We start from the raw sequence: 23,124 nt of genomic DNA on the forward strand, positions 1-23,124 counted from the left end.
CCCCGAAACCCAGGAAGCAGGAAGAGGGAAAACACCATGAGCAGCACCACCGTGGAGCTGACCAAGGAAAACTTCGATCAGATGGTCACGGAGAACGAGTTCGTGCTGATCGACTTCTGGGCGTCCTGGTGCGGGCCCTGCAAGCAGTTCGCCCCCGTGTACGAGAAGTCGGCCGACGCCAATCCGGATCTGGTGTTCGGCAAGGTCGACACCGAGGCGCAGCCCGAGCTGGCCGCCGCGTTCGGCATCCAGTCGATTCCGACCCTGATGATCGTCCGTGACCAGGTGGCCGTGTTCGCGCAGCCGGGCGCGCTGCCGCAGGAGGCCCTGGACGACGTGATCGGGCAGGCCCGCAAGCTCGACATGGACGAGGTCCGCAAGTCGGTCGCCGAGCAGCAGGCTCAGGCCGCGCAGCAGCCCGAAGAGGGCTGAGGTCCGACAGTGGCGCGGTGAGGCGGTCGCCGCTCGGCGACCGCCTCACCGCGTTTTTGGGTGCAGGTGCTCAGGTCGATTCGCGGGGCACCACGCTCGCGCCCATCAGGTCCCGGATCTCGGGTTCCGGCGCGGGGTCGCGCACCAGCCGGTCGACGAGTCCGGCGAGCTCCTCGCCGGAGGGCAGGTCGATCCTGACCGTGCTGAGGCGGGGGCGCAGCAGACGGCCCAGCATCAGGTCGTCGGCGCCGATGACGGCGACCTCGCCGGGGACGTCGGTGCCCGTGTCCTGGAGTGCGCGCATCAGCAGCATCGCGTACTCGTCGTTGTACGCGAACACGGCGGTCAGGCCCAGCTCGCGGATCTGTCCTGCGGCGCGGGCCGCGTCCTCCTCGTCGTAGGAGAGGGGCAGCCGGACCACCTCCGCCCCGGATTCCTGTACGCCCGCGAGGCGGGGCAGCGCGAACGTGTCGAGGCCCTCCTGGCGGGGCATGACCACGCCGATCCGGCCATGTCCGCGGGCGCGGAGGTGTTCGCCCGCGGCGTGGCCGACCTCGCGGTGGTCCATGAGCAGGGCGTGCGCGCCCGTCACGGGGTCGGGGCCCAGCGTGATGACGGCCTTGGCGCCGGACCGCTGGAGGATGCCGACGCCGTCGGGCCCCATGCCGGCCGGGGCCAGGACGGCGACCGGGCGCAGCTCGGCCCAGGCGCGGGCCGCCTCGTCACCACCGAGGCCGACGCTGCCGTACTGCACGACGGTGTAGTCGAGGCGGCTGAGCGCCCACTGCAACTCGTTGAGGAAGCCGCTGTAGAGCGGGCCGACGGGCACTTCGGGGGTCGGCATCAGGACGATGCGGGTGTGGCCGGCGCGCAGGCTGCGGGCGGCCGCGTGCGGGACGTAGCCGAGTTCCTTCGCGGCCTCGTGGACGCGGCGCCGGGTGGGCTCGCTGATCCGGACGGCGCTGGTGTTGTTCAGGACGTAGCTGACCGTGGCCCGCGAGACCCCGGCCAGGCGCGCGACGTCGGCGCTCGTCGGCACGGCGCCCCGGGCGGGTTTGGCGGCCTCGGGCGGTGCGAGCTCGGGAGATCCGGACGGCTTGGCGGTTTGCTGCTTCGGTATCTGCACCATGACCCCCGGCATCTTTCCAGACGGGCCCCGGCGGGCCCGCGCCGGGCAGGCCACGCCGGGGCCGGCCGCCGGTGGTCTATCCGGCCGCCAGCGTCCGCCACAGCTCGGGCTGTTCGAAACCGAGCGCCCACAGAACGGTGTGCGGCACCCCGTACTTGCGCAGAACGGGCAGGTGGGCGGCGGTGCCGCGGGCGTCCTGGTACCAGACGGTGCGGCGTGTCCCACCGTCCTTGTACGTGAAGTGCGGGGTGCGCGAGCCCGGGTCCAGGGCATAGGGCGCCCTGACCTTGCGGCGCAATGTGTCCGCCTCTTTGGAGGTCAGGTGCTTCGCGCGGCCCTTGCTGCCGACCGCCCAGTCCCAGCCGTACGCCGGCAGGCCCATCTCCAGTTTGGCGCGCGGGACTTCGGCGGTCGCGCGGGCCAGGATCTCGTCGTACCACTGCGGTGTCGACAGCGGACCCGGTTCCCCTTGGGCGTGGTGCATGTTGTACGCCATGATGCGCATCCGGTCGGCGGCGGCGCCAAGCGTGCGGTAGTCCCAAATCCGGCCTGTGGTACGGGTCTTGGGGGTGACGGTGACGAAGCACTGCTTGCGCAGGGCGTGCAGTCGCGCGCACAGGTCGGTGACGAAGACGGCGTAACCGGCGCGTACGGCCGGGTACTTGGCCTCCGGGGTCGGTGCGATCGTCTCGTAGTCGAGGTCGATTCCGTCGTAGGCACGGCTGTTGACGACCGCGAGCAGGGCCTTGACGTGCGCCGCGCGCCGGGTGGGGCTGGTCAGGACGGCGGCCAGGGCGCCGGGCTTCATCTGTTCCATGACGGTCGGGACGACCTGGATGCCCTTGTCGTGCAGGCCCTTGATGATGCGCTGCTCACCGGCCCCGGGGTGACCGACGACGCTGGTCGCGGACTTCGTCTCGTACCAGAAGGGGCTGATGGTGCGGAGTTGCGCGGCGTGCGCGAGGGCGTCGCGGTAGGCGGCTTCCTGGCCCCAGTAGGGCAGCCAGGCCGAGACCGTGCGCGGGGGCGGCGGCGCGGAGCGGACGGGGGCCGCGGCGCTCAGGGTGAGCAGTACGGCGAGGACGGACAGGGCTCTTCGGTGTATTCGTCGTGCCATGTCCCGAGCCTGTCGGTCGTCCGGCGCACCCGCCGCGCGGATTGCGCCGTCCAGGCTCTAACGTGACCCGCGTGACTGCCTTTACGGATACGGATGACCACGCGTACGACCACCCCGGCCGCAGCGGTGCGACGGCCACGGTGGAGGCCGAGCCGCGTCAGGTGGGGCGGGTGCGCACCGAGTACGCGCCCGAGCACGACGGCGACCCGGACCCGGGCGAGATCGTCTGGACGTGGGTGCCTTTCGAGGAGAACGACGGGCGCGGCAAGGACCGGCCGGTGCTCGTCGTCGCGCGCGAGGCCACGGGCACGCTGCTCGCCGTGCAGCTGTCCAGCAAGCGGCACGCGAACGACCGCGAGTGGGTGGCGATCGGTGCGGGGCCGTGGGACAGGAGCGGCCGTGACTCGTGGGTGGACGTGGACCGGGTGCTGCGCGTGCACGAGCGCGGGATGCGCCGCGAGGCGTGCGCCCTGGACCGGGGCCGCTTCAACCTGGTGGTGCTGCGGCTGCGGGAGCGCCACGGCTGGCAGTGACGCCTCGCGAGGCGATCCGGACCTCTGCTTCCCCGCCACTCGCGTGAACGGATCGTGAGTGATCGGTGACGGCCGGGGCAACAGTTTTCCGACCCGCTCAGGAAGCGCCGGGCACTCTTGTGCGAATCGGCGGGAACGTCTTGGGTGGTTCGAGCGTTGCCCGAAACGGCCTGTCCCGGGCCGAATCGACGGCGTGGTCCTTACCGGGGACCATGGGATGCACGAGGACCAGGAGGCTTCGGCATGAGCGAGGGAGACTGTACGGCTCACGGTGACCCGGTCACCGAGGCCGAGGTGGAGGCCCTGGTACAGGGCATCTGCTTCAAGACCGGCCCGCCCCGCACCGTGGGTGTGGAGCTGGAGTGGATCGTCCACGAGCCGCGGCGCCCGCGGCTTCCGGTACCACCCGAACGACTCGACGCGGCCTACGTCGCACTGCGCGCCCTGCCTCTGAGCTCGGCGCTCACCGTGGAACCCGGCGGACAGCTGGAGCTCAGCTCGCTCCCTGCCGCCTCGCTGATGGAATGCGTCTCGGTCATGCAGGCCGATCTGACCGCCGTCCGCGCCGCGCTCCGCGGCCACGGACTCGTCCTGTCCGGCCACGGCACCGATCCGTGGCGGCCACCGCGCCGCGTCCTCCACCAACCCCGCTACGACGCCCTGGAGGCGTCCCTCGACCGCGCGGGCCCCGCCGGGCGGTCCATGATGTGTTCCTCCGCCTCCGTGCAGGTGTGCCTGGACGCCGGATACGAGGAGCCGGGTCCGCTGGGCCACGGCAGACGCTGGCGGCTCGCCCATCTGCTCGGCCCCGTCCTGGTCGCGGCCTTCGCCAACTCGCCCATGCTGTCGGGCCGTTCGACCGGCTGGGCTTCCACCCGGCAGCTGTTGTGGGAGCGCATCGCCGTGGGCCGTTCGGGAGCGCCGCCACTCGACGGTGAACCGCGCGCGGCCTGGACGCGGCATGTCCTGGACGCGCCGGTGATGTGCGTGCGCACGGACAGCGGTCCGTGGCACGTACCCGAGGCCCTCTCGTTCCGCGAGTGGGTGCGCGGCGGCGGGCCGCGGCCGCCGACCCGCTCCGACCTCGAATACCACCAGACCACGCTGTTCCCGCCGGTGCGGCCGCGCGGCCATCTCGAACTGCGCATGATCGACGCGCAGCCGGGCGACGACGGGTGGATCGTGCCGCTCGCCGTGACGACCGCCCTGTTCGACGATCCGCAGGCCGCCGAGACCGCGTACCGGGCTGTCAAGCCCCTCGCGGAGCGGGCCGGTCCGCTGCCCGCTCCGCACAATCCGCTGTGGCGGGACGCGGCCCGGATCGGCCTCGCCGACCCCGAGCTGCGCGAGGCCGCGACGGCCCTGTTCACGACGGCCCTGGACGCGCTGCCCAGGATGGGCGCGGGGGCCGGCGTGCTGAAGGCGGTCGCGGAGTTCACCGCCCGCCATGTCGTACGCGGTCGCTGCCCCGCCGACGACGTGCTCGACCTGCTTCCCGAACCCGCACAGGGGAGGACCGTCCGCTCATGACCATTGAGGAGAACGTCACCACGGACCCGGAGGCGCTGCGCCGTCGCGCGACGGACGCCCTTCTGGCCGCGCGCCGTCGCACCACTCTCCTGACCAGCTGCGTGGAAGGACCCGAACTGACCGCGCAGCACTCGCCGTTGATGTCGCCACTGGTGTGGGACCTGGCGCACATCGGCAACCAGGAGGAGCAGTGGCTGCTGCGGGCGGTCGCGGGCCGTGAGGCGATGCGGCCCGAGATCGACCCGCTGTACGACGCGTTCGAGCATCCGCGCGCCGAGCGCCCGCAACTGCCGCTGCTCGCACCGCAGGAGGCCCGCGGGTACGCCGCCGAGGTGCGCGGCCGGGCGCTCGACATCCTGGACGCGGCGTCGTTCGAGGCGGACGGCGCGGACCGGTTGACCCGCTCCGGATTCGCCTTCGGCATGATCGCCCAGCATGAACAGCAGCACGACGAGACGATGCTGATCACGCATCAGCTCAGGTCGGGTGCGGCGGCCTTGACCGCGCCCGACCCCGAGCGGCCGGCGCAGCCCTTCGACGGGCCGTCCGAAGTCCTCGTCCCCGGCGGCCCGTTCACGATGGGCACGACGGCCGAGCCGTGGGCGCTGGACAACGAGCGCCCCGCGCACACCCGGCTCGTGCCGCCCTTCCACATCGACACGACGCCCGTGACGAACTCCGCGTACATGGAGTTCATTGCCGACGGCGGCTACCGCGAGACCCGCTGGTGGGAGCCCGCGGGCTGGGCCATGGTCCGCGACGGCGGCTTCGAGGCACCGCGGTTCTGGCGGCGGGAGGCGGGCCAGTGGCTGCGCAGGCGCTTCGGGGTCACGGAGGTGGTCCCGCCCGACGAGCCGGTGCTGCACGTGAGCTGGTACGAGGCCGACGCCTACGCCCGCTGGGCCGGGCGGCGCCTGCCGACAGAGGTGGAGTGGGAGAAGGCCGCCCGCTTCGACCCGGAGTCGGGCCGCTCCCTGCGCTACCCGTGGGGCGATACCGACCCGACGCCGGAGCGCGCGAACCTGGGCCAGCGCCACCTGCGCCCGGCCGCCGCCGGGAGCTATCCGCTCGGCGAATCCCCGCTGGGAGTACGGCAGTTGATCGGCGACGTGTGGGAGTGGACGGCGAGCGACTTCCTGCCCTACCCCGGCTTCGTCGCCTACCCCTACCGCGAGTACTCGGAGGTGTTCTTCGGCCCCGAGCACAAGGTGCTGCGCGGCGGTTCGTTCGCGGTGGACCCGGTGGCCTGCCGGGGCACGTTCCGCAACTGGGACCTGCCGATCCGTCGGCAGATCTTCGCGGGTTTCCGCACGGCGCGCGACGCCCGGCCGCAAGAGGCCTCCTGATGTGCCGGCACCTGGCCTACCTCGGGCCGCCGGTGCCGCTCGGCGAGGTGCTGGACGCGCCGCCGCACAGTCTGTTCCGCCAGTCGTGGGAGCCGCGCAGACAGCGGCACGGCACGGTCAACGCCGACGGTTTCGGCGTGGGCTGGTACGCGGACGGCGACCCGGCGCCCGCCCGGTTCCGGCGCGCGGGACCGATCTGGGGCGACCAGAGTTACGCGGACCTGGCCCGCGTGGTCCGCTCGGGTGCGCTGCTCGCGGCCGTCCGGGACGCCACGCTCGGTGGCGCCGACGGGGAGGCCGCGGCGGCGCCGTACACGTCCGGGCCGTGGCTGTTCAGCCACAACGGCGCGGTGCCCGGCTGGCCGCACTCGCTGGCTCCGCTGGTACCCACACTGCCCGCGGTCGACCTGCTGTCGATGGAGGCCCGCTGCGACGCGGCGTTCCTGTGGGCGCTGGTGCTGCACCGGCTGCGCGCGGGCGACGACGAGTCGCAGGCGCTGGCCGACACCGTCGTCGAGGTCGCCGAGGCCGCGCCGGAAGCCCGGCTCAACCTCCTCCTCACCAACGGCGAGACGATCACCGCGACCGCCTGGGGCGACACCCTCTGGTATCTCTCCGAGCCCGGCCGCCGCACCGTCGTCGCCTCCGAGCCGTACGACGACGATCCGCACTGGATCGAGGTGCCCGACCGCACGCTGCTCGCGGCGAGCCGCACCGACGTCCTGCTGACCCCCCTCAAGGAGCCGTCCGCGTGAGCCCGTACGCCATGACCCGCACCCTTCCCGAGGACGCCACCGGTGCCGCTCTGCGCGCCGACGTCCTGCACGGCCTGACCGGTTCGCCCAAGACGCTGCCGCCCAAGTGGTTCTACGACGCGCACGGCAGCGACCTGTTCGACGAGATCACCACCTTGCCGGAGTACTACCCGACGCGCGCCGAACGGGAGATCCTCGTGGCGCGCGCGACGGAGATCGCGGCGGCGACGGGGGCGCGGACCCTGGTCGAGCTGGGCTCGGGCTCCTCCGACAAGACCCGCCACCTACTGGACGCCTTCCCGGAGCTGACCACCTACATCCCCGTGGACGTGAGCGAGAGCGCGCTGCGGGGCGCCGCGAAGCTCCTCCTCGCCGAGCACCCCGCGCTGGACATCCACGCCCTGGTCGCCGACTTCACCCGCGCGCTCGTACTTCCCACGACGCCCGGGCCGCGCCTGGTGGCGTTCCTCGGCGGCACGATCGGCAATCTGCTGCCCGAGGAGCGGGCGGAGTTCTTGACGTCTGTACGGGGTCTGCTCTCCCCCGGCGACTTCTTCCTGCTCGGCACCGACCTGGTCAAGGACGAGGCGACGCTGGTCGCCGCGTACGACGACAGGGCGGGCGTCACCGCGGCGTTCAACAAGAACGTGCTGACCGTGGTGAACCGCGAACTCGACGCCGACTTCGACCTCGGGGCGTTCGACCACGTGGCCGTGTGGGACCCGGAGCGGGAGTGGATCGAGATGCGGCTGCGCTCCACGGTGGCGCAGACCGTGAAGGTTCCGGCGCTGGACCTCGCGGTGAACTTCGCGGCGGGCGAGACGCTGCGCACGGAGGTGTCGGCCAAGTTCCGACGCGAGGGGGTGCAGGCCGAACTCGCGGCCGCAGGACTGGAGTTGGTGCGATGGTGGCCGGACTCGGAGGGACGGTTCACGCTGTCGCTGAGTTCCGTACCGGCCGCCTGAGCCGCGCCCGGTGAGGGGCGCTCCCTCACCGGCGCCGGTACGCGAAGGTCACTCGCCGCTCTCGTCCAGGCGGCGGGTGATCTCCCGGGACGCCTTCTTCGCCTCGGTGGCCGGGTCACCGCCGGACAGGACCCGGGACATGTAGGCCTTGATGGGGTTGTCGGCGGCCTCCACGCCCGCCCAGAGCGGGGAGGCGGGGGTCGCCTTGCCGTGGGCCGCGCCGACGGCCATGGCGGCGACGCCGGGCTCGTCGGCCACCGCGTCGGCCAGGGTCGTCTTGTTGGGGACGTAGTTCATGGTCCTGGCCAGCTCGGTGTTCCACTTCTTCCCGGCCAGGGCCTTCACCACGGCGACCGCGCCCGGCCGGTCCTCGGTGTTGCCCGCGACGACGAGGTCCGAGCCGCCGGTGAAGACGGCGCCCGCCCGCGCGGCCGTCTTGCCGGGGACCGGGAAGTACCCCAGCTTCCCCTTCAGGGAAGGGTTCTTGCGGACGATCTGCTGGGCCGCGCCGGGCACCGAGATGATCTGGGCGATGTCGCCCTTCGCGAACTCGTCGGCTTGCGAGGGATGTTCCTCGTCGGCGTCCTTCGGGCCGCCGCCCAGCGCCTGCAACTGCTGATAGAAGTCCATGGCACGCAGCGCGGCCGCGCTGTCCAGGGCGCCGGTCCAGGTGCCCTCCGACTCGTGGGCCAGCTCACCGCCCTCGTCCCAGATGAACCCGGACAGCGTGTACCAGTCCTGCCCGGCGAGGTAGATGCCCTGCCTGCCGCCGGTGTCGAGGCGGGTCGTCGCGTCGAGCCATTCGTCGCGCGTCCTGGGCGTCTTCTTGACGCCGGCCTGCGCGAAGAGGTCCTTGTTGTAGATGACGACGCGGTTGGCCGCGTACCAAGGGACGCCGTACTGCCGGGACTTGTCGACGCCGGGCTCGGCGAGGCCGGGCAGCCAGTCCTGCATGCCGAGGTCGCGCGCGGACTCCAGGGACAGGTCGACCAGGCCGCCCGCGTCGACGTACTGCGGGACCTGCGTGTTGCCGACCTCGATCACATCGGGGGTGCTGTCGTCGGCCCGGCCGCGCTTCAGCGCCTTGGTGACCTTCTCGCCGATCCCGGTCCACTCCTGGATGCGTATGTCCAGGCGCAGGTCGGTGTGCTCGGCCTCGAACTCCTTGGTGAAGCGCTTGATGAACGCGTCCGACGCACTGTTGCGCATCAGCCACACGGTGACGGTGCGCCGATCCGGTTCGCCGCCTGGAAGGACACCGCACGCGCTGGTCAGCGCGCCGGAGACGACAACGAGGGAACCGAGGGACAGTACGGCACGGCGGGATCTCACGAGGGTCGCTTTCTGCCTGCGGACAGGGAGGATCGCCCGACGTGGGGGAAGAGCGCTCGGCTCGTACGGGTATGTGGCTGGATTTTGGTATGTACCAATCCGGGGGTCAAGAGTTACCGGAAAGTAAGTCGAACGACTCGAACACGAGCACCTCCGTCCCCTCGCGCTCCACGGTCGCCTGGGGCACGGTGGAACCATGTCGAACCACACATATCGCGTCACCGAGATCGTCGGCACCTCCCACGAGGGCGTCGACCAGGCGATCCGCAACGGGATCGCGCGCGCCTCACAGACCGTGCGCAACCTCGACTGGTTCGAGGTCACGCAGGTCCGCGGCCAGGTCGTCGACGGGGACGTCGAGCACTACCAGGTGGGCCTCAAGGTGGGCTTCCGCCTGGAGGAGGACTGACTCCGTCCGGCCGCCACCTCCTCAGGTGCGGCCTTCGCGTTCCTGGGCGTCCTTCAGCGCCGCGGACGTGCTCGCCCAGCGGGCCCGTACGACGGTGAACCCGGCGTGCTCCGCCTCGTCGCAGACCAGCTCGTCGTCGTCGACGAGCATGCGTACCGTGCGGCCGCGCGCCAGCCGGCGCAGCACGTCCAGCTTCGTGCGCCGGGCGGGCCGGCGGTCGTCGTTGCGCCGCATGTTCAGCACGCCGGCCGGCAGGCCCTGCGCGGCGAGCCATGCCTCGGTGTCGGCGCGGCAGCGCTCCGGCCGCCCGGTCAGGTACACGACCTCGCACTCGCGCGCGCTGTCCAGCGCCAGCGCCACACCCCGCGCGAGCGGCGGATCGTGCGGGGCCGCCGCGAAGAAGCCGTCCCAGTCCCGCGGCCTGCGCTCCAGGAACCGCTGCCGGTGGGCGGTGTCGGCGAGCGTGCCGTCCAGATCGAATACGGCCAGCGGCCTCGCGTCCAGGGTCATGACGGCACCCTATGGGGCGCATCCGGGAATCCCTGCGGAGCCACTGTGTTGAGACGAACGTGACCACCGTGATCGAAACGACCCGCTTCTCCGTCCTGGACCGCTCCCGCACCCGCGAGGGCCACACCGCCCCGGAGGCGCTGCGCGACACCGTCTCGCTCGCCCAGGACCTGGAGCGCCTCGGCTACCGGGGGCTCTGGGTCTCCGAGCACCACGGCGTGCCCGGCGTCGCGGGCTCCGCCCCGACCGTCCTCGCGGCGGCCGTCGCGGCGGCGACCCGCACGATCCGCGTCGGCACCGGCGGCGTCATGCTGCCCAACCATCAGCCGCTCGTCGTGGCCGAGCAGTTCGGGGTCCTGGAATCCCTGTTCCCGGGGCGGATCGACATGGGGATCGGCCGGTCCGTCGGTTTCACGGACGGGGTCCGCGCTGCACTCGGCCGCGACAAGGACGCCGCCGACGCGGCGGACTTCGCCGGGCAGCTGGACGAGCTGCTCGCCTTCTTCACCGGCACGTCGTCGACCCGCGCCCACGCCCGCCCGAGCGAGGGCCTGACCGTGCCGCCGTACGTACTGGCGATGGGCGAGGGCGCGTCGATCGCCGCCCGCGCGGGCCTGCCCATGGTGATCGGCGACTTCCGCGGCCGGGAGAAGATGCTGCGCGGCATCGAGCGCTACCGCGCCGAGTTCCGGCCGTCGGCCTGGGCCGGGGAGCCGTACGTCGTGATCTCCGGGACGGTCGCCGTGGCCGGCAGCGAGCCGGAGGCCCGTCGGCTGCTCGTGCCCGAGGCCTGGTCGATGGCGTACTCCCGCACGCACGGCACCTTCCCGCCGCTGCCGCCCGCCGAGCGGGTCGCGGCCGTGGAGATGACCGCGAAGGAGCGCGAGCTGTACGAGTCCGGCCTGCGCGGACACATCGTGGGTACGGAGCAGCAGGTCGCGGACGAGCTGGAGACCGTCATCAAGGAGAGCGGCGCGCAGGAAGTGCTGGTCACGACCAGTACGTACGACCGTGAGGGGCTGCTGGAGTCGTACCGGAGGCTGGCCAGGATCGCCCGGCTCAGCCCGGTCCAGACAGCGGGCCGGGCCTGACGCGCGAGGCGGCGACCCGCTCGGGGCCCGGTGCCGTCGCACGACCGCTCCGCACGGCGGCCTAGAATCGGGCGATTTGCCCCTGTCCCTGCCTCTGCCCTGCCCCGCCCCGCCCCGCCCCGCCCGCGTCCGGAACGCGACCGCCGCACCACCTGGAGCCGCGCCCATGTACCACCCGTCCTCGCCGGATCCCCGCCACGACGGCTTCGTCCGGGTCCACGCTGCCCGTGAGCACAACCTCAGGGGCGTCGACGTGGACGTGCCGCGGGACGTCATCGCGGTGTTCACGGGAGTGTCGGGGTCGGGCAAGTCGTCGCTCGCGTTCGGCACGATCTACGCGGAGGCGCAGCGCCGCTACTTCGAGTCGGTCGCGCCGTACGCGCGCCGCCTCATCCACCAGGTCGGCGCCCCGAAGGTCGGCGCGATCACGGGGCTGCCGCCGGCGGTGTCGCTGCAGCAGAGCCGTTCGGCGCCGACGTCCCGTTCGTCGGTCGGCACGGTCACCACGCTGTCCAACTCGCTGCGGATGCTGTTCTCACGCGCCGGCAGCTACCCGCCGGGGGCGGAGCGGCTCGACTCGGACGCCTTCTCGCCGAACACGGCGGCCGGTGCGTGCCCGGCCTGCCACGGCCTCGGGCGTGTGCACCGCACCACCGATGCGCTCCTCGTTCCCGACCCGTCGCTCTCGATCCGCGAGGGCGCGATCGCCGCATGGCCGGGTGCGTGGCAGGGCAAGAACCTGCGGGACGTCCTCGACGCGCTCGGCTATGAAGTGGACCGTCCCTGGCGGGAGTTGGAGCAGGCGGACCGCGACTGGATCCTGTTCACGGACGAGCAGCCGGTGGTCACCGTGCACCCGGTGCGGGACGCGGGTCGCATTCAACGCCCTTACCAGGGCACGTACATGAGCGCGAACCGGTACGTGCTGAAGACGTTCGCGGACTCCAAGAGCCAGACGCTGCGCGCGAAGGCGGAGAAGTTCCTGCGGAGCGAGCCGTGTGCGGTGTGCGGGGGCGCCCGGCTGCGGATCGAGGCGCTCGCGGTGACGTTCGCGGGGCGGACGATCGCCGAGCTGGCGCGGCTCCCCCTCGCGGAGCTGGCCGGACTCCTCACGGCTCACGACGACGCCTCCGAGACGGCGCGGGTGCTCACGGACGACCTGGGGGCCCGGATCGCCACGGTCACCGAGCTCGGTCTCGGGTACCTGAGCCTGGACCGGGCGACACCGACGCTGTCCGCGGGCGAACTGCAACGGCTTCGCCTGGCCACGCAGTTGAGGTCGGGCCTCTTCGGCGTCGTGTACGTACTCGACGAGCCGTCCGCGGGACTGCACCCGGCCGACACGGAGTCGCTCCTGACCGTTCTCGACCGTCTCAAGGCGGCCGGCAACTCGGTGTTCGTCGTCGAGCACCAGCTGGACGTGATGCGGCACGCGGACTGGCTGGTCGACGTCGGCCCGCTGGCCGGGGAGCACGGCGGGCGGGTACTGCACAGCGGCCCGGTGGCGGACCTGCGCGGGGTGGAGGGCTCGGCGACGGCCCGCTTCCTGTTCGACGACGCGCCGCCGAGCGAACGTCAAGTACGGGAACCCACTGGCTGGTTGAAGGTCGGCCCGGTGACGCGGCACAACCTGCGGGACGTGACGGTGGAGCTCCCGTCGGGCGCGTTCACCGCCGTCACCGGGGTTTCCGGGTCCGGCAAGTCGACACTGATCGGCGAGATCACGGAGGACCTTGCGGGCGTCGGGCGGCTCGTGGTCGTCGACCAGAAGCCGATCGGGCGGACGCCGCGCTCCAACCTGGCCACGTATACAGGCCTGTTCGACGTCGTACGGAAAGTCTTCGCGGCCACGGACGAGGCGAAGGCCCGGGGGTACGGCGTGGGCCGCTTCTCCTTCAACGTCGCGGGCGGGCGCTGCGAGACCTGTCAGGGCGAGGGCTTCGTCAGCGTCGAACTCCTCTTCCTGCCGAGCACGTACGCGCCGTGCCCGGACTGCGCGGGCGCACGCTACAACCCGCAGACGCTTCAGGTGACATACCGGGGGCGGAACATCGCCGAGGTGCTCGACCTGACCGTGGAGTCCGCGGCCGGGTTCTTCGCCGACGACGACGCGGCCGGGTCCGTGCTCCGCAGCCTGCGCACCCTCCTCGACGTGGGGCTCGGCTATCTCCGCCTCGGCCAGCCCGCCACCGAACTGTCCGGCGGCGAGGCGCAACGCATCAAGCTGGCAAGCGAGTTGCAGCGCGTGCGCCGCGGCCACACCCTGTACCTCCTCGACGAGCCGACCACCGGACTGCACCCGGCCGACGTGGAGGTACTGCTGCGCCAGCTGCACGGCCTGGTCGACGCGGGCAACTCTGTGGTCGTCGTCGAGCACGACATGGCGGTGGTCGCCGGCGCCGACTGGGTCCTCGACATGGGGCCCGGCGGCGGTGACGAGGGCGGGCACGTCGTCGCCGCGGGAGCGCCACGGGACGTCGCGGCCGCCGACGGCAGCCGCACGGCGCCCTACCTAGCGCGGGCCCTGGGCCGGTGACCGCAGCTTCCCCTTGGCCAGCTTGCCCGTCGGCGTCCGTGGCAGCGCGGCCACGAACTCGACCTCCCGCGGCACCTTGTAGTGCGCCATCCGGTCGCGTACGTACGCGATCAGGTCGCGCTCCAACTCCCGCCCGGGGATGCATCCTGCGGCGGTCTGCACCACCGCGCGCACGGACTCGCCCATCTCCTCGTCCGGCACGCCGATGACCGCGACGTCGGCGACGGCGGGATGCAGCACCAGGCAGTCCTCCACCTCCTGCGGGTAGATGTTGACACCGCCAGAGATGATCATGAAGGCCTTGCGGTCGGTGAGAAAAAGATAGCCGTCCTCGTCGGCATGGCCGATGTCGCCCGTGGTGGTCCAGTGGGGGTGCTCGGGGTGCTGTGCCTCGCGCGTGCGGCTCTCGTCGTGGTGGTAGCGGAACGGCAGCTCGTCGCGCTCGAAGTAGACGACGCCCGTCTTCCCCGGCGGCAGCACCTTGCCCGCCTCGTCACAGATGCGCAGCTCGCCGAGGATTCCGGCGCGGCCCACGGAGCCGGGCTTGCGCAGCCACTCCTCGGGCCCGATGAAGGTGATCCCGTTCCCCTCGGTCGCCGCGTAGTACTCGTGCAGCACCGGCCCCCACCACTCCATCATCCGTCGCTTCACCTCGACCGGACAGGGCGCGGCCGCGTGGACGGCGACCTTCATCGACGAGGTGTCGTATCTGGCGCGCACGGCGTCAGGGAGCTTGAGCATGCGCACGAACATCGTCGGCACCCACTGGCTGTGCGTGACCCGGTGGCGCTCGATCGCCGCCAACGCCCCTTGCGCGTCGAAGGAGTTCATGAGGACGACCGTGCCGCCCGTCGCGATGACCGTGCCGCAGAACCGCAGCGGCGCCGCGTGGTACAGCGGGGCCGGGCACAGATAGACGGTGTCCTCGTCGAAGCCGTACATGGGCTGGAAGAGCAGCTGGTAGACGGAGGGGTCGGTGCGGATGTCCCCGTCGGGCAGCGCGGGTTCGATGCCCTTGGGGCGGCCCGTCGTGCCGGACGAGTAGAGCATGTCGGTGCCGCGTGGCTGCGTCGCGGGCGGTTCGGCCGACGCGGCGGCCAGCGCCGCCTCGTACGTCCCGTCGTCGAAGTTGAGGCGGTGCGTTACCTCGGGCACCAACTCCGCTACCCGGTCCCCGAGTTCACCGAGGGGGCCATCGGCGACGATCAGGGCGGCCGCCCCGCAGTCCCGCACGATGTAGGCGGCTTCCTCGGCGGTCAGATGGTGGTTGACGGCGGTGAGGTAGAGGCCCGAGCGCAGAGCCGCCCAGTACACCTCCATGACGCGCGGATCGTTGTCGGACAGCAGGGCCAGGTGGTCGCCCCTGCGCAGCCCCACGGCCCGCAGGTGGTCGGCGAGGCGCAGCGAGTTGTCCTCCAACGCCCCATAGCTCAGGGTGGTGTTGCCGTCGGCCGTGACGACGGCCGGCCTGGCTCGGTCGTACGCTCCCGGGTACATGGGGACGACGGTACGCCAGGAAGGTGACGGTGCGTCAGGGACGTGCGGCGACTCAGTGGTGACCCGCGTTGCGGACGCGATGACGGGACCGGGCTTGAGCACCACTCCCGGTCCCGCCCACCCCGCGCTGCTCGCGGGACGTCATCGATGGCTCAGGCGCGGCTGACCTTGCGGTTGGCGCGCAGCCACTCCTTGTTCATGCTGGTGATGGAGAACAGCGGGATGCCCTTGGGGCAGGCCGTCGCGCATTCGCCGGTGAGCGTGCAGCCGCCGAAGCCCTCCTCGTCCATCTGCGCCACCATGTCCAGGACGCGGGTCTCGCGCTCGGGCGCGCCCTGGGGCAGCACGTTCAGGTGGTTGACCTTGGCGGAGGTGAACAGCATGGCCGCGCCGTTCGGGCAGGCGGCCACGCACGCACCGCAGCCGATGCACTCGGCGTTCTCGAAGGCGAACTCCGCGTCCGCCTTGGGGACGGGGGTGGAGTGCGCCTCCGGGGCCGCGCCGGTCGGAGCCGTGATGTAGCCGCCGGACTGGATGATCCGGTCGAAGGCCGTGCGGTCGACGACCAGGTCCTTGATGACGGGGAACGCGGAGGCGCGCCACGGCTCGATGTCGATCGTGTCGCCGTCCTTGAAGGACCGCATGTGGAGCTGGCACGTGGTGGTGCGCTCCGGGCCGTGCGCGTCACCGTTGATGACGAGCGAGCACGCGCCGCAGATGCCCTCGCGGCAGTCGTGGTCGAAGGCGACGGGGTCGTCGCCTTGGACGATGAGTTCCTCGTTGAGGGTGTCGAGCATCTCCAGGAACGACATGTCCTGCGAGATCCCGTCCACCTCGTACGTGGACATGGCGCCTTCGGCGTCGGCGTTCTTCTGGCGCCAGACGCGCAGGGTGAGCTTCATGCGTAGCTCCGCTGAGTGGGGTGGACGTACTCGAAGACGAGGTCTTCCTTGTGCAGGGTCGGCGCTTCGCCGGTCGCGGTGAACTCCCAGGCCGCCGCGTAGGAGAACTCCTCGTCGACGCGGGCGGCCTCGCCGTCGGGGGTCTGCGACTCCTCGCGGAAGTGACCGCCGCAGGACTCGGCGCGGTGCAGCGCGTCGAGGCACATCAGCTCGGCGAGCTCGATGTAGTCGACGACGCGGTTCGCCTTCTCCAGGGACTGGTTGAACTCCTCGCCGGTGCCGGGGACCTTGATGCGCCGCCAGAACTCCTCACGGATCTGCGGGATCCGGTCGAGCGCCTTGCGCAGGCCCTCCTCGGTGCGGGCCATGCCGCAGAACTCCCACATCAGCTCGCCGAGTTCACGGTGGAAGGAGTCCGGGGTGCGGTCCCCGTCGACGGCGAGCAGCTTCGCGAGCCGGTCCTCGGTCTCGCGCACGACCTCGACGGTCGCCGGGTGCTCCGCGTTCACCTCGTCGGTGTGCGGGTGCTTCGCCAGGTAGTCGTTGATGGTGGCGGGGAGGACGAAGTAGCCGTCCGCGAGACCCTGCATCAGGGCGGAGGCGCCGAGCCGGTTGGCGCCGTGGTCGGAGAAGTTGGCCTCGCCGATCGCGAACAGGCCGGGGATGGTGGTCTGCAGGTCGTAGTCGACCCACAGGCCGCCCATCGTGTAGTGCACGGCCGGGTAGATCCGCATGGGCGCCTTGTACGGATCCTCGTCGGTGATCCGCTGGTACATGTCGAAGAGGTTGCCGTACTTGGCCTCGACCGCCTTGCGGCCCATGCGCGCGATCGCGTCCGCGAAGTCGAGGTAGACGCCTTGCCCGCCGGGGCCCACTCCCCTGCCCTCGTCGCACACGTTCTTCGCGGCGCGCGAGGCGATGTCGCGGGGCACGAGGTTGCCGAACGCCGGGTAGATGCGCTCCAGGTAGTAGTCGCGCTCGTCCTCGGGGATCTCGTTCGCAGGACGGGAGTCGCCCTTGGCCTTCGGCACCCAGATGCGCCCGTCGTTGCGCAGCGACTCACTCATCAGCGTCAGCTTCGACTGGTGGTCGCCGGTGCGCGGGATGCAGGTGGGGTGGATCTGCGTGAAGCAGGGGTTGGCGAAGTAGGCGCCGCGCCGGTGGGCGCGCCAGACCGCCGTGGCGTTGCTGTTCATGGCGTTGGTCGACAGGTAGAAGACGTTGCCGTAGCCGCCGGAGGCGAGGACGACGGCGTCCGCGAAGTACGTGTCGATCCTCCCGGTGACCAGGTCCCGGGCGACGATGCCGCGCGCCTTGCCGTCGACGATGACGAGGTCGAGCATCTCGGTACGCGGGTGCAGCTCGATGTTGCCCGCGGCGACCTGCCGGCTGAGTGCCTGGTAGGCGCCGAGCAGCAGCTGCTGTCCTGTCTGGCCGCGGGCGTAGAACGTCCGCGACACCTGGACACCGCCGAACGAGCGGGTGTCGAGGAGGCCTCCGTACTCACGCGCGAACGGGACACCTTGCGCGACGCACTGGTCGATGATCTCCACGGAGATCTGCGCGAGCCGGTGCACGTTCGACTCACGGGCGCGGAAGTCGCCGCCCTTGACCGTGTCGTAGAAGAGGCGGTGCACCGAGTCGCCGTCGTTGCGGTAGTTCTTCGCGGCGTTGATGCCGCCCTGCGCGGCGATCGAGTGGGCGCGGCGCGGCGAGTCCTGGTAGCAGAACTGGACGACGTGGTAGCCCTGTTCGGCGAGCGTGGCCCCGGCGCTGCCGCCGGCCAGCCCCGTCCCGACCACGATCACGGTGTGCTTGCGGCGGTTGGCGGGGTTGACCAGCTTCGCCTCGAAGCGGCGCGTGTCCCAGCGCTCGCTGACGGGCCCGGCCGGCGCCTTGGTGTCGACGACCGGCTCCCCGGTCGCGTACTCCGCATACGAAGTCATGATGATTCAGCTCACCAATCCGGTCATCACGCCCACGGGCACGGCGATGAAACCGAGCGTGAGCAGTACGGCGAGAACGTTGCCGACGGTCTTCAGGACGCGGTCACGGGTCCGGCTGCCGACCCCGAGGGTCTGCGCGGCGCTCCAGAACCCGTGCTGGATGTGCAGGCCGAGGGCGAGCATCGCCACGATGTAGATGACGTTGCTGTACCAGGTCGAGAACGTGTCGATGATGTTCTGGTACGGGTGCAGGTGCTCGTAGCCGCCCGGGTGCACGGTGCCCGTGGTCAGGTCGAGGATGTGCCAGACGATGAAGAGGGCGAGGATGATGCCGCCCCAGCGCATGGTGCGGGTGGCATAGCTCGCGCCCGGCTTCTTGTGCACGTACTTGTCGGGGCGCGCCTTGAGGTCGCGGCGGCTGAGCTGGTACGCGGACGTCGCGTGGGCCACGACGGCGACGACGAGCACGATGCGCACGAGCCACAGGGCCCACTCGTAGTGGAGCACCGGCTCGCCCATGGTGCGCAGCCAGTGGGCGTAGTGGTTGATCTCGGCGGGCCCGAAGAAGATCTTGAGGTTCCCGATCATGTGCGCGACCAGGTACAGCAGCATCACGATGCCGCTGACAGCCATCACCGTCTTCTTGCCGACGGAGCTGTCCCAGATCGTGCGCGTCATGGACGGTCGTCGGTCCGTCCGCGTTGCCAGTGCCATGGGTCAAGACGGTAGGGCCGAAGGACCCGATCGGTCCAAGACATGGTCCGGCTCATTTCCATAGGCATCGCCTATGCGGGGAACTATCGTGGCGTTATGCAGTTCCAACAGCTCCAGTACTTCGTCGCGGTCGCGGAGACCCGGCACTTCACCCGCGCCGCCGAACTGGTGCATGTCGCCCAGCCGTCGCTGTCCCAGCAGATCCGGGCGCTCGAGCGGGAGCTGGGGGCGGACCTGTTCGGCCGGGCCCGCGGCAACATCACGCTCACCGACGCGGGCGAGGCGCTGCTGCCGCTGGCCCGGCGGATCCTCGCCGACGCGGACACGGCGCGGCACGAGGTGCAGGAGCTGGCGCAGCTCAGGCGCGGGCGGGTGCGCCTCGGGGCGACGCCGTCGCTCTGCACGGGCCTGCTGCCGGACGTGCTGCGCGCCTTCCACGACCGCTATCCCGGCATCCAGCTGCTCATCGAGGAGGGCGGCTCGCACGATCTCGTACGCGAACTCGCACGCGGCGCGGTGGATCTGGCGCTCGTCGTACTCCCCCTGCCGGCGCCGGCGCCCGCCCTCACGACGGTGGAGCTGTTGCGGGAGGAGCTGGTGGTCGTCTCCTCACCGAACGCGCGCCGGCCGGGCCGCGGGCGGACGCCGGTCCGGATCTCCGACCTGGAGGGCGAGCGCCTCGTGATGTTCCGGCACGGCTACGACCTGCGGGAACTCACCGTCGCCGCGTGCCGGGCGGAGGGGTTCGAGCCGGATTTCGCGGTGGAGGGCGGCGAGATGGACGCGGTCCTCGGCTTCGTCCGGGCGGGGCTCGGGGTGGCCGTGGTGCCGCACATGGTCGCGCTGCGGGCCGGGGCCGATCTGCACGTCACGCCGCTGGCCCGGCCGGGGCTGCACCGGACGATCGCGCTGGCCCACCGCAGCGATGTGGCTCCGCCTCGGGCCGCTCGGGAGCTTCAGCGGATGCTGGTGGAGCGGGACGGGTGACAGCTCGGGGTGACCGGTCCGCCGCCGGGTGCGCGTTTCGTCGTGGCTGGTCGCGCAGTTCCCCGCGCCCCTGTGGCATGCGGCTTCGCCGCAGCCCCATGAAAGGGCGCACACAGTGCGCCTTCAGGGGCGCGGGGAACTGCGCGATCCGCCCTCAACCCGTCGCGTCGGCCAGGACCAATTCATGCAACCGATCCGGCGGCCCGGGACGCGCGTAGTACCAGCCCTGCGCCGTGTCACAGCCCAGCTCCCGCAACTGCTCGGCCTGCGCGCCCGTCTCCACGCCCTCGACCGTGACCGCCAGGTTGAGGCTGTGAGCCAGCGACACGATGCCCTCGACGATCTTCAGATCGACCGGGTCGGCGGGGTACTGCTGCATGCCCTGCGTGAAGGAACGGTCCAGCTTCAGCACGTTCACCGGCAGGCGGCGCAGGTTCGCGAGGTTCGAGTACCCGGTGCCGAAGTCGTCCAGCGCTATGTCGACGCCCATCTCGGAGAGGCGCCGGAGCGGCTTCAGCAGGTCGTCGTCGGCGCCGATCAGCGCCGACTCCGTCACCTCCAGGCACAGCGAGCCCGGCGGGAGACCGAACCGCTCCAGGATGTCGACCGTGTCGGAGACCAGGCCGGGGTGGGTGAGCTGCATGGGCGACAGGTTCACGTTGATGCGCAGCGGGCCCGCCTCCTCGTGGCGGTCCTGCCAGACGCGGGCCTGCCGTACCGATTCCTCCAGGACCCAGCGGCCCAGCGGCACGATGAGACCGGTGTGCTCGGCGAGCGGGATGAAACGGTCGGGTCCCAGGACGCCGTGCTGCGGGTGCCGCCAGCGCACCAGTGCCTCGGCGCCGCGCACGCTGGCGTCGCCGAGGTGGACGAGCGGCTGGTACTCGATGAAGAACTCGCCGCGGTCCAGGGCGGCCGGCAGCGCCGTCGTCAGCCCGTGCCGGGTGATGGCGCGGGCGTCGGCCTCGGGGTCGGCCAGCTCGTAGCGGTTGCCGCCCGCGGACTTGGCCCGGTACATCGTGATGTCGGCGCTGCGCAGCACCTCCGCGGGGCTGCGGTCGCCGACCGGGCCTTCGACGATGCCGATGGAGCCGCGCACGGTGAGTTCGCGGCCGTCGATCCGGATCGGCGTGGCAAGCGCTCCCATGATGCGTCCGGCGAGTTCGTCGACCTCGGCCTCGGTGTCCCGGCCGGTGGTCAGGGCCACGAACTCGTCGCCACCGAGCCGGGCGACCATCTCGCCCCGCGCCGTCACGCAGGCCTGGAGGCGGTCGGCGACCTCGACGAGGAGCCGGTCGCCGACGGCGTGGCCGAGGCTGTCGTTGATGGTCTTGAAGCCGTCGAGGTCGAGGTAGCAGAGCCCGAACCGCATCCCCTCGCCCGCGCCGAGCACCTTCTCCAGGCGCTCGAAGAACAGGGTGCGGTTCGGCAGCCCGGTGAGCGCGTCGTGCGTGGCCTCGTACCGGAGCCGGAGGTTGAGCAGCCGGCGCTCGGTGGTGTCCTCCATCAGCGCCAGCTGGTACTGCGGTACGCCGTCGGCGTCGCGCAGCAGCGACACCGTCAGGTTCGTCCACAGGGCGGTGCCGTCGGGCCGGTAGAACGCCTTCTCCACGCGGTAGTGCTCGCGCTCGCCGCGCACCAGCTCGTGGTAGAGGTGCCATACCTGCGGGGCGTCGTCGGGGTGGGTCCACTCCGCGACGTTGCGTCCGCGCAGCATTCCCTCGGCGCCGCCGAACATCCGCACCAGCGCGTCGTTGACCTCGAGGACCGTGCCGTCGAGGGAGGCGATGCTGATGCCGATCGCGGCACCGTGGAACACCGCGCGGAACCGGGCCTCGCTCGCGTGCAGGGCCTCGGCCACGGCGCTGCGGGCGTTCAGCGCGGCCAGCGAGATGGCCTCCTGCTCGGCGAGCGTACGTTCCCGCAGCGCGGCCGCGAAGCCGGCGGCGACGGTGTGCTGGATGCGGGCGCAGCGGGCCCGCAGATCGTCCTCGCGCTCCGCCGTGCGCGCCTCCTCGCCGCAGTACAGGACGAGGTACGCGTCGACGACGTCGAGGGTGCGGCTCAGCGCCTCCGGGTCGGTGCAGTGGACGCTGATCAGAGCGGCCCCGACGGCCTGCCCCTGCGTGGCGTCCAGGGCCCGCGCGGCCAGCGCGTCGCGCAGCCTGCGGGCGAGTGGCACGAGCTCTTCCTCGAACTCGGGCCGGGTCAGGGATGTCGCCGTCACCGGGAAGATCGCCCGGCTCCATATCGTGGCGAACCTGCGCAGTCTGTCCTCCGGTCCGCCCGGCTCTTCGCTCACGCCTTGCGCCCCACTCCCACATAGCCCGCGAAAGTGAACGGGTCCTCGTCCTCGGGCGCGGTCTGCGGCCGCCACACCGGCATCTGCACGATGCCCGGCTCGACCACCTCGTACCCCTGGAAGAACCGTCCGACCTCCTCGCGGTCCCGCATGACCAGCGGATTGCGTACATCGTTCCGGTAGACGTCGACCGCGCCGCCGGCCTGCTCCGTCGATATCGGCATGCCCTCGTAGGAGGCATGCGTCACGATCAGCAGGCTGCCCGGCGCGAGCGCCGCACTGAGTTCGGCGACCGCCCCATAGGGGTCGTCGGCGTCCTCGATGAAGTGCAGCACGGCGACGAGGAGAAGCGCCACCGGCCGCTCCAGATCCAGGAGTTCACTGATCTCGGGGCTGCGCAGGATCTCGCGCGGTTTGCGCAGGTCGGCCGTGACGACCGCGGTGTCCGGGTTGCCTTCGAGGACGGCCCGGCTGTGCGCGACGGCGACCGGGTCGTGGTCGACGTAGGCCACACGGGCGCCGGGGCTCGCCTGCTGCGCCACCTCGTGGACGTTGCCGAACGTCGGGATGCCCGAGCCGATGTCGAGGAACTGGGTCACTCCGGCGTCGACGGCGTAGCGCACGGCCCGCCGCATGAACGCCCGGTTCGCCTGCATGATCTTGGGCAGGCCCGGCAGGAACTCCATGGCCTTGCGGGCGGCTTCCCGGTCGACCTCGAAGTTGTGCGAACCGCCCAGGTAATAGTCGTAGATCCGGGACACACTGGGCACCGAGATATCGATGCCCTGCGGGGCCCAGGCAGGACGCTCCATCAATCTCTCCAAGGCGTAGGCGAGCCGGTGTTCGAGCAGAGGCTACTGATCAGCCGCCAAAGGAGCGAGTCAAAACGGAAATTGACCGTCCGTTCTCGGTCACTACCTGCGGCACGTGCCAATTGGCCAGGATCCGAAACCACGCCGAAATCATCTCTTTCCCAACCGAAAAGAACCGGTCCGTTCCCGACGCATGACCATCACTCGGTCATACGGGGAACGGACCGGCCATTCGCCCAATCCTTCAACGACTCTACTGTGAGCGGCGCCCGCGACGCA

General features: G+C 71.3%; 20 protein-coding genes. 10 read left to right on the top strand and 10 right to left on the bottom strand.

Going from position 1 to position 23,124, the window contains the following annotated elements; all coding sequences use genetic code 11:
- Nucleotides 1–36 precede the first annotated feature (36 nt).
- Complete coding sequence (gene trxA, locus AB0J02_RS20925; RefSeq protein ID WP_363195219.1) at nt 37–432, top strand: thioredoxin; 396 nt, start codon at nt 37–39, stop codon at nt 430–432.
- 70 nt (nt 433–502) lie between these two features.
- Here trxA and AB0J02_RS20930 read toward each other — a convergent pair whose 3' ends face one another.
- Both AB0J02_RS20930 and AB0J02_RS20935 read right to left on the bottom strand, forming a co-directional pair.
- Entirely contained in the window at nt 503–1,561 is a 1,059-nt protein-coding gene (locus tag AB0J02_RS20930; protein ID WP_363195220.1) for a LacI family DNA-binding transcriptional regulator, read from the bottom strand.
- 76 nt (nt 1,562–1,637) lie between these two features.
- Nucleotides 1,638–2,678, bottom strand: coding sequence for a glycosyl hydrolase family 18 protein (locus AB0J02_RS20935; RefSeq protein WP_363195221.1), 1,041 nt, complete (start codon nt 2,676–2,678; stop codon nt 1,638–1,640).
- 71 nt (nt 2,679–2,749) lie between these two features.
- Here AB0J02_RS20935 and AB0J02_RS20940 point away from each other — a divergent pair, with 71 nt between their 5' ends.
- From AB0J02_RS20940 to egtD, 5 genes are all read left to right on the top strand, one after another.
- Nucleotides 2,750–3,211: a type II toxin-antitoxin system PemK/MazF family toxin gene (locus AB0J02_RS20940; RefSeq protein ID WP_363195222.1), complete on the top strand. Its 462-nt coding sequence runs from the start codon at nt 2,750–2,752 to the stop codon at nt 3,209–3,211.
- A 243-nt stretch (nt 3,212–3,454) separates the two neighbouring features.
- Complete coding sequence (egtA, locus tag AB0J02_RS20945; protein WP_363195223.1) at nt 3,455–4,741, top strand: ergothioneine biosynthesis glutamate--cysteine ligase EgtA; 1,287 nt, start codon at nt 3,455–3,457, stop codon at nt 4,739–4,741.
- Nucleotides 4,738–6,087, top strand: coding sequence for an ergothioneine biosynthesis protein EgtB (egtB, locus tag AB0J02_RS20950; RefSeq protein ID WP_363195224.1), 1,350 nt, complete (start codon nt 4,738–4,740; stop codon nt 6,085–6,087). The genes egtA and egtB overlap by 4 nt, the downstream gene beginning before the upstream one ends.
- Complete coding sequence (egtC, locus tag AB0J02_RS20955) at nt 6,087–6,842, top strand: ergothioneine biosynthesis protein EgtC (RefSeq protein ID WP_363195225.1); 756 nt, start codon at nt 6,087–6,089, stop codon at nt 6,840–6,842. Before egtB ends, egtC begins: the two co-directional genes overlap by 1 nt.
- Nucleotides 6,839–7,807, top strand: coding sequence for an L-histidine N(alpha)-methyltransferase (gene egtD, locus AB0J02_RS20960; protein ID WP_363195226.1), 969 nt, complete (start codon nt 6,839–6,841; stop codon nt 7,805–7,807). Before egtC ends, egtD begins: the two co-directional genes overlap by 4 nt.
- 48 nt (nt 7,808–7,855) lie before the next feature.
- Here the strand turns inward: egtD and AB0J02_RS20965 are convergent, their stop codons facing one another.
- Nucleotides 7,856–9,016, bottom strand: a complete 1,161-nt coding sequence (locus tag AB0J02_RS20965) for an extracellular solute-binding protein (protein WP_363195227.1) — start codon at nt 9,014–9,016, stop codon at nt 7,856–7,858.
- Between the two features lie 319 nt (nt 9,017–9,335).
- On the opposite strand from AB0J02_RS20965, the gene AB0J02_RS20970 reads away from it, so the two are divergent.
- Nucleotides 9,336–9,548, top strand: coding sequence for a dodecin (locus AB0J02_RS20970; RefSeq protein ID WP_363195228.1), 213 nt, complete (start codon nt 9,336–9,338; stop codon nt 9,546–9,548).
- Nucleotides 9,549–9,569: 21 nt separating this feature from the next.
- Here the strand turns inward: AB0J02_RS20970 and AB0J02_RS20975 are convergent, their stop codons facing one another.
- Nucleotides 9,570–10,058 carry a hypothetical protein gene (locus AB0J02_RS20975; RefSeq protein ID WP_363195229.1) on the bottom strand — a complete coding sequence of 163 codons (489 nt, stop codon included), beginning with the start codon at nt 10,056–10,058 and terminating at the stop codon, nt 9,570–9,572.
- Between the two features lie 59 nt (nt 10,059–10,117).
- Between AB0J02_RS20975 and AB0J02_RS20980 the strand changes: the two genes are divergently transcribed.
- Together AB0J02_RS20980 and AB0J02_RS20985 are read left to right on the top strand one after the other, a co-directional pair.
- Entirely contained in the window at nt 10,118–11,149 is a 1,032-nt protein-coding gene (locus tag AB0J02_RS20980) for an MsnO8 family LLM class oxidoreductase (RefSeq protein ID WP_363195230.1), read from the top strand.
- A gap of 166 nt (nt 11,150–11,315) precedes the next feature.
- Nucleotides 11,316–13,685 carry an excinuclease ABC subunit UvrA gene (locus AB0J02_RS20985; RefSeq protein ID WP_363195231.1) on the top strand — a complete coding sequence of 790 codons (2,370 nt, stop codon included), beginning with the start codon at nt 11,316–11,318 and terminating at the stop codon, nt 13,683–13,685.
- Here the strand turns inward: AB0J02_RS20985 and AB0J02_RS20990 are convergent.
- From AB0J02_RS20990 to AB0J02_RS21005, 4 genes are all read right to left on the bottom strand, one after another.
- Complete coding sequence (locus AB0J02_RS20990; protein WP_363195232.1) at nt 13,662–15,182, bottom strand: acyl-CoA synthetase; 1,521 nt, start codon at nt 15,180–15,182, stop codon at nt 13,662–13,664. The two genes, AB0J02_RS20985 and AB0J02_RS20990, sit on opposite strands and share 24 nt — an antisense overlap.
- 152 nt (nt 15,183–15,334) lie before the next feature.
- On the bottom strand, nt 15,335–16,084 hold the full coding sequence (locus tag AB0J02_RS20995; protein WP_363195233.1) for a succinate dehydrogenase/fumarate reductase iron-sulfur subunit: 750 nt from the start codon (nt 16,082–16,084) through the stop codon (nt 15,335–15,337).
- On the bottom strand, nt 16,081–18,030 hold the full coding sequence (locus AB0J02_RS21000; RefSeq protein ID WP_363195234.1) for a fumarate reductase/succinate dehydrogenase flavoprotein subunit: 1,950 nt from the start codon (nt 18,028–18,030) through the stop codon (nt 16,081–16,083). Before AB0J02_RS21000 ends, AB0J02_RS20995 begins: the two co-directional genes overlap by 4 nt.
- Before the next feature lie 6 nt (nt 18,031–18,036).
- Nucleotides 18,037–18,744, bottom strand: a complete 708-nt coding sequence (locus AB0J02_RS21005) for a succinate dehydrogenase (RefSeq protein WP_363195235.1) — start codon at nt 18,742–18,744, stop codon at nt 18,037–18,039.
- Nucleotides 18,745–18,840: 96 nt separating this feature from the next.
- On the opposite strand from AB0J02_RS21005, the gene AB0J02_RS21010 reads away from it, so the two are divergent.
- Nucleotides 18,841–19,731 (top strand): LysR substrate-binding domain-containing protein, encoded by an 891-nt coding sequence (locus tag AB0J02_RS21010; RefSeq protein WP_363195236.1) that lies wholly within the window; start codon nt 18,841–18,843, stop codon nt 19,729–19,731.
- A gap of 154 nt (nt 19,732–19,885) precedes the next feature.
- On the opposite strand, the gene AB0J02_RS21015 is transcribed toward AB0J02_RS21010, so the two are convergent.
- Both AB0J02_RS21015 and AB0J02_RS21020 read right to left on the bottom strand, forming a co-directional pair.
- The gene (locus tag AB0J02_RS21015; protein WP_363195237.1) at nt 19,886–22,033 is read right to left on the bottom strand and encodes an EAL domain-containing protein; all 2,148 of its coding nucleotides are present in this window, start codon (nt 22,031–22,033) and stop codon (nt 19,886–19,888) included.
- Nucleotides 22,030–22,845, bottom strand: coding sequence for an SAM-dependent methyltransferase (locus AB0J02_RS21020; RefSeq protein WP_363195238.1), 816 nt, complete (start codon nt 22,843–22,845; stop codon nt 22,030–22,032). Before AB0J02_RS21020 ends, AB0J02_RS21015 begins: the two co-directional genes overlap by 4 nt.
- Between the last annotated feature and the right edge of the window lie 279 nt (nt 22,846–23,124).

The organism is Streptomyces sp. NPDC050264 (assembly GCF_040655895.1).
GTDB lineage: Bacteria > Actinomycetota > Actinomycetes > Streptomycetales > Streptomycetaceae > Streptomyces.

What these genes read in the sequence shown, in the direction of transcription:
- trxA (WP_363195219.1), top strand. Translation starts at nt 37, where the DNA reads ATGAGCAGCACCACCGTGGAGCTGACCAAGGAAAACTTCGATCAGATG.
- AB0J02_RS20930 (WP_363195220.1), bottom strand. Translation starts at nt 1,561, where the DNA reads ATGGTGCAGATACCGAAGCAGCAAACCGCCAAGCCGTCCGGATCTCCC.
- AB0J02_RS20935 (WP_363195221.1), bottom strand. Translation starts at nt 2,678, where the DNA reads ATGGCACGACGAATACACCGAAGAGCCCTGTCCGTCCTCGCCGTACTG.
- egtA (WP_363195223.1), top strand. Translation starts at nt 3,455, where the DNA reads ATGAGCGAGGGAGACTGTACGGCTCACGGTGACCCGGTCACCGAGGCC.
- egtB (WP_363195224.1), top strand. Translation starts at nt 4,738, where the DNA reads ATGACCATTGAGGAGAACGTCACCACGGACCCGGAGGCGCTGCGCCGT.
- egtC (WP_363195225.1), top strand. Translation starts at nt 6,087, where the DNA reads ATGTGCCGGCACCTGGCCTACCTCGGGCCGCCGGTGCCGCTCGGCGAG.
- AB0J02_RS20965 (WP_363195227.1), bottom strand. Translation starts at nt 9,016, where the DNA reads ATGCGCAACAGTGCGTCGGACGCGTTCATCAAGCGCTTCACCAAGGAG.
- AB0J02_RS20970 (WP_363195228.1), top strand. Translation starts at nt 9,336, where the DNA reads ATGTCGAACCACACATATCGCGTCACCGAGATCGTCGGCACCTCCCAC.
- AB0J02_RS20975 (WP_363195229.1), bottom strand. Translation starts at nt 10,058, where the DNA reads ATGACCCTGGACGCGAGGCCGCTGGCCGTATTCGATCTGGACGGCACG.
- AB0J02_RS20985 (WP_363195231.1), top strand. Translation starts at nt 11,316, where the DNA reads ATGTACCACCCGTCCTCGCCGGATCCCCGCCACGACGGCTTCGTCCGG.
- AB0J02_RS20990 (WP_363195232.1), bottom strand. Translation starts at nt 15,182, where the DNA reads ATGTACCCGGGAGCGTACGACCGAGCCAGGCCGGCCGTCGTCACGGCC.
- AB0J02_RS20995 (WP_363195233.1), bottom strand. Translation starts at nt 16,084, where the DNA reads ATGAAGCTCACCCTGCGCGTCTGGCGCCAGAAGAACGCCGACGCCGAA.
- AB0J02_RS21000 (WP_363195234.1), bottom strand. Translation starts at nt 18,030, where the DNA reads ATGACTTCGTATGCGGAGTACGCGACCGGGGAGCCGGTCGTCGACACC.
- AB0J02_RS21005 (WP_363195235.1), bottom strand. Translation starts at nt 18,744, where the DNA reads ATGGCACTGGCAACGCGGACGGACCGACGACCGTCCATGACGCGCACG.
- AB0J02_RS21010 (WP_363195236.1), top strand. Translation starts at nt 18,841, where the DNA reads ATGCAGTTCCAACAGCTCCAGTACTTCGTCGCGGTCGCGGAGACCCGG.
- AB0J02_RS21020 (WP_363195238.1), bottom strand. Translation starts at nt 22,845, where the DNA reads ATGGAGCGTCCTGCCTGGGCCCCGCAGGGCATCGATATCTCGGTGCCC.